The sequence below is a fragment of the Streptomyces sp. NPDC054841 genome (genome assembly GCF_053611045.1).
Window position 1 is genome coordinate 1 of record NZ_JBSGZO010000675.1, and the last position, 3,610, is coordinate 3,610.

At 67.4% G+C, this 3,610-nt stretch carries 3 protein-coding genes; 1 reads left to right on the forward strand and 2 read right to left on the reverse strand.

Features of this window, described 5'->3' with window-relative positions; translation table 11 throughout:
- Positions 1 to 178: 178 nt before the first annotated feature.
- Both ACWGI8_RS41540 and ACWGI8_RS41545 read right to left on the reverse strand, forming a co-directional pair.
- The gene (locus tag ACWGI8_RS41540) at positions 179 to 1,753 is read right to left on the reverse strand and encodes a solute symporter family protein (protein WP_453668639.1); all 1,575 of its coding nucleotides are present in this window, start codon (positions 1,751 to 1,753) and stop codon (positions 179 to 181) included.
- A 65-nt stretch (positions 1,754 to 1,818) separates the two neighbouring features.
- On the reverse strand, positions 1,819 to 2,181 hold the full coding sequence (locus ACWGI8_RS41545; protein WP_453668637.1) for a DUF485 domain-containing protein: 363 nt from the start codon (positions 2,179 to 2,181) through the stop codon (positions 1,819 to 1,821).
- A 1,170-nt stretch (positions 2,182 to 3,351) separates the two neighbouring features.
- On the opposite strand from ACWGI8_RS41545, the gene ACWGI8_RS41550 reads away from it, so the two are divergent.
- Complete coding sequence (locus ACWGI8_RS41550; RefSeq protein ID WP_453668638.1) at positions 3,352 to 3,444, forward strand: hypothetical protein; 93 nt, start codon at positions 3,352 to 3,354, stop codon at positions 3,442 to 3,444.
- Positions 3,445 to 3,610 lie beyond the last annotated feature (166 nt).

The following is a 3,610-nucleotide window of genomic DNA, read 5'->3' on the forward strand; positions in this document are numbered from 1 at the left end:
CTGCTCGTACGCCGCAGCCGTGACATTGGCGTGCGCGGCCAGCTCGGCCGGCGGCGCGAACCGCCGCTCTTCCTTCAAGAGGTTGGCCAGGCTTTTGCTAGTCAACTTCGTGCTCCTCTTGGGGTGTTGCTTCAACGAGATGATGTGGTGGATCAAAAAAGGGGGGTGTCGTGTCGGCTCAGTTGGCGCCGATGCCCGTCAGGGAGCGTATCTCCAGCTCGGCGTGCTTCTCCTCGCCGCGCTCCTCGGGGCGCGACAGCACCGTGCCGAGCCAGCCGAGCAGGAAGCCGAGCGGAATCGAGATCAGGCCGGGGTTCTCCAGCGGGAAGAGATGGAAGTCCGCGCTCGGGAACATGGAGGTCGGCTTGCCCGAGACCACCGGGGAGAACAGCACCAGCACCACGGAGGCGGCGAGCCCGCCGTAGATGCTGCTCAGGGCGCCCGCGGTGTTGAAGCGCTTCCAGAACAGGCTGTACACGATCGTCGGCACATTGGCAGAGGCCGCGATCGCGAATGCCAGCGCCACCAGGGCGGCCGTGTTGAGCTTGTCCGCGAACATGCTCAAGGTCACCGCGACCGCTCCGATCGCCACCGCCGACCAGCGCGCCACCCGCACTTCCTGCTTCTCACTGGCCCTGCCCTTGCGGATGACATGGGCGTACAGGTCATGGGCGAAGGAGGCCGAGGAAGCCAGGGTCAGTCCGGCCACGACGGCAAGGATGGTGGCGAAGGCAACAGCCGAGATGACGGCGAGCAGCAGTGCTCCGGTCGTGGTCGCCGGGCCGCCGCCGAGTTCCCCGGCGAGCATCAGTGCGGCGGTCGTACCGGCCGGGTTGGACGCCTTGATCGCGTCCGGGCCGATCAGGGCCGCGGCGCCGAAGCCGAGCGCGATGGTCATCAGGTAGAAGAAGCCGATGACCGCGATGGCCCAGTTCACCGAGGTTCGAGCGGCACGGGCAGTGGGGACGGTGTAGAAGCGGACCAGGATGTGGGGCAGGCCGGCCGTGCCGAGGACGAGGGCGATGCCGAGGCTGACGAAGTCGAGCTGGGTGAGCGAGCTGATGCCGTACTTCAGCCCCGGTTCGAGGAAGGCGTCACCCTTGCCGCTGGCATCGGCCGCCGAGCCGAGCAGCGAGGAGAGGTTCCAGCCGAAACGGTTCATCACCAGCACGGTCAGCAACAGCGCGCCGGCCATGAGCAGGCCCGCCTTGATGATCTGCACCCAGGTGGTGCCCTTCATTCCGCCGATGGTGACGTAGAGGATCATGAGAGCACCGACCCCCAGAATGATCCATCTCTTGGCGCCGTCGCCGGAGACCCCGAGCAGCAGCGCGACCAGCGAGCCCGCGCCCACCATCTGGGCCAGCAGATAGACGATGGAGACCACGATGGTGGAGACTCCGGCGGCGGTACGGACCGGGCGCTGCCGCATCCGGAACGCGAGGATGTCCGCCATGGTGAACCGGCCGCTGTTGCGCAGTGGTTCGGCGACGAGCAGCAATGCCACCAGCCACGCGACGAGGAACCCCACCGAGTAGAGGAATCCGTCGTAGCCGAAGAGCGCGATGGACCCCGTGATACCGAGGAAGGATGCGGCGGACATGTAGTCGCCCGAGATCGCGAGACCGTTCTGGAAACCGCTGAACGACCGCCCGCCGGCGTAGAAATCGGTGGCGTCCCTGTTCTTCCTGCCGGCCCAGACCGTGATGCCCAGGGTGATGGCCACGAAGAGCAGGAACAGCGCGATCGTCATCGTGCGGTGCTGCGAGGCGTTGGACGAGGCGAGTGCGTCGCCGGCCCCGAGGAGTGCGTTGCCGTTCACACGTCACCTCGCGCGGGGGCGGCGGCATCGACGGCCGGGTGGGCGGCGAACCGCAGCGAGTCGGCCAACGGGTCGAGCCGGGACTTCGCATAACGCGTGTAGAGCCAGGCGATCAGGAAGGTGGAGGCGAACTGTGCCACGCCCAGCAGCAGGGCGACGTTCACGTTCCCCACGAGCTTGGTGGCGACCAGGTCCGGTGCGTAGGTGCACAGGAGGACGTAGGACACGTAGAAGAGCAGAAACGCCCCGGTCATCGTGAAGGCGAACTTCCGGAACCGGCTGCGCAGTTCGGCGAAAGTACCGGTTTCGCGTATCTCCATGTACTGCGATGTCTCGAGCAGTTCGGGCGGGCTGGACATGGGACTCCGTGGGTACTGGTGTGCTTGAGCGAGTGGAGGTTGCTGCTGAGCGCTGGTGTCAGCCGGAGATGGACGCCGAGATGCGGTCCTGGATGGTGACGACCGATTCGGAGTCGTCGGGGGGCAACAGGGGTGGCACGGTGCCCGGTTGGCAGGGCCGGGGCGTTTCGCTGCCGGGGGACGTGGTTTCTGATGCGTAGGCCCAGGCCAAGACGTACAAGGCGCAGAGGCTGAGCAGGAGCGCACAGGAGAGGACCACGATGACGGCACCGCTGTTGTCGCGCCGGTCGTGGCAGGCGGGCGGTACGTACGCCAAGGGTGCCGGGGGCCAGACTGCCGGCTGCGCCTGCGGTGGTGCCGGTGTGCTCGTGGCGACCGGCGCCCCCGTCGGTGCCGACGCTGCCGTCGGTGCTGACGCTGCCTCAGACGTTGCGTCGGACGTTGCGTCGGACGACTCCTCGGACGCTGCCGGTGGAGTCCCGGCACGTGAGGGCGACGGTGTGGTCGTCATGGTGCTCCCCGTTGTGCGAAGTGCGGCGGTCCCGTCGGGCCCCGTCCAGAGGGCGACCCACGCAGCCATGCGGCGGATGCCTGGACATGGGGACCTGCCTCGGCGGTGAGTGGCCTGTGCGTCCGGTGTCACTGGGTCTGGGACGCCGGGGCTCACCGCAGCTGTTGGTCCGATCTCAGCAGCACGCGACCGGTTCTGGCCAGCGTTACGCACCGTAAGGTCTAGATCTTTCGGCCGGGATGCGGGTTCTTTCGGTAGGTCCTCTCGGGTCTCGCCCGGACGACGTGACTGCAGCATCCGGCGAACTCGTCGACACCGTACGTCGGCTACCGGTTTCCCATGTCCGACCAGCAGTTCCGGGGCATTTCCGGGCCAGGGCCCCGCTGAGGACTGGGATCACAATGATGGCGGCAGTACACCGTACTCCGGCGGCTACGGCACAATCATCCAAGGTGACACCGAGGATTTGGCGCAGGTCGCCAGGGCCGCGCGGGCGTGGCACGAACGGGTCACTCTGAGCGACATCCGCCAGGCCGCGCCGTTCGTGCATCTGACTGGCCGCTTCGAGGTGCCCGACCACGATCCCGTGCGCCTGGCCGAATCCGAGTGGCAGCACATGCGCACGGAGTCTCGCCCGAGCCACCACGGCACAGGAGGCAGTGGCGGCAGCCGTACGCCATCTGCCCTGCGGCCTTGGACCTGTCACATCCGGAGCGGTCCCCGACGAGAATCAGCGTGGACTCGCTTCATGAGTTCCGTAGCCGTCGCCGGCAGGTGATGACGCAGAAGTCGGGACGTTCGGGTGGGAGTGGGGAGTAGGCCGTGGATCGTGGACGACGAACTGCGGGCGCTGATCGAGCCATTGCTGCCGCCGTGGCCCAGGGCCTGTCCGGCGGATCTTGCCGGACAGGCCCCTGG

Bases quoted from the DNA above. Each gene is read 5' to 3' on its own strand.
- ACWGI8_RS41540 (WP_453668639.1), bottom strand. From the start codon at position 1,753: ATGACGATCGCGCTGTTCCTGCTCTTCGTGGCCATCACCCTGGGCATC.
- ACWGI8_RS41545 (WP_453668637.1), bottom strand. From the start codon at position 2,181: ATGTCCAGCCCGCCCGAACTGCTCGAGACATCGCAGTACATGGAGATA.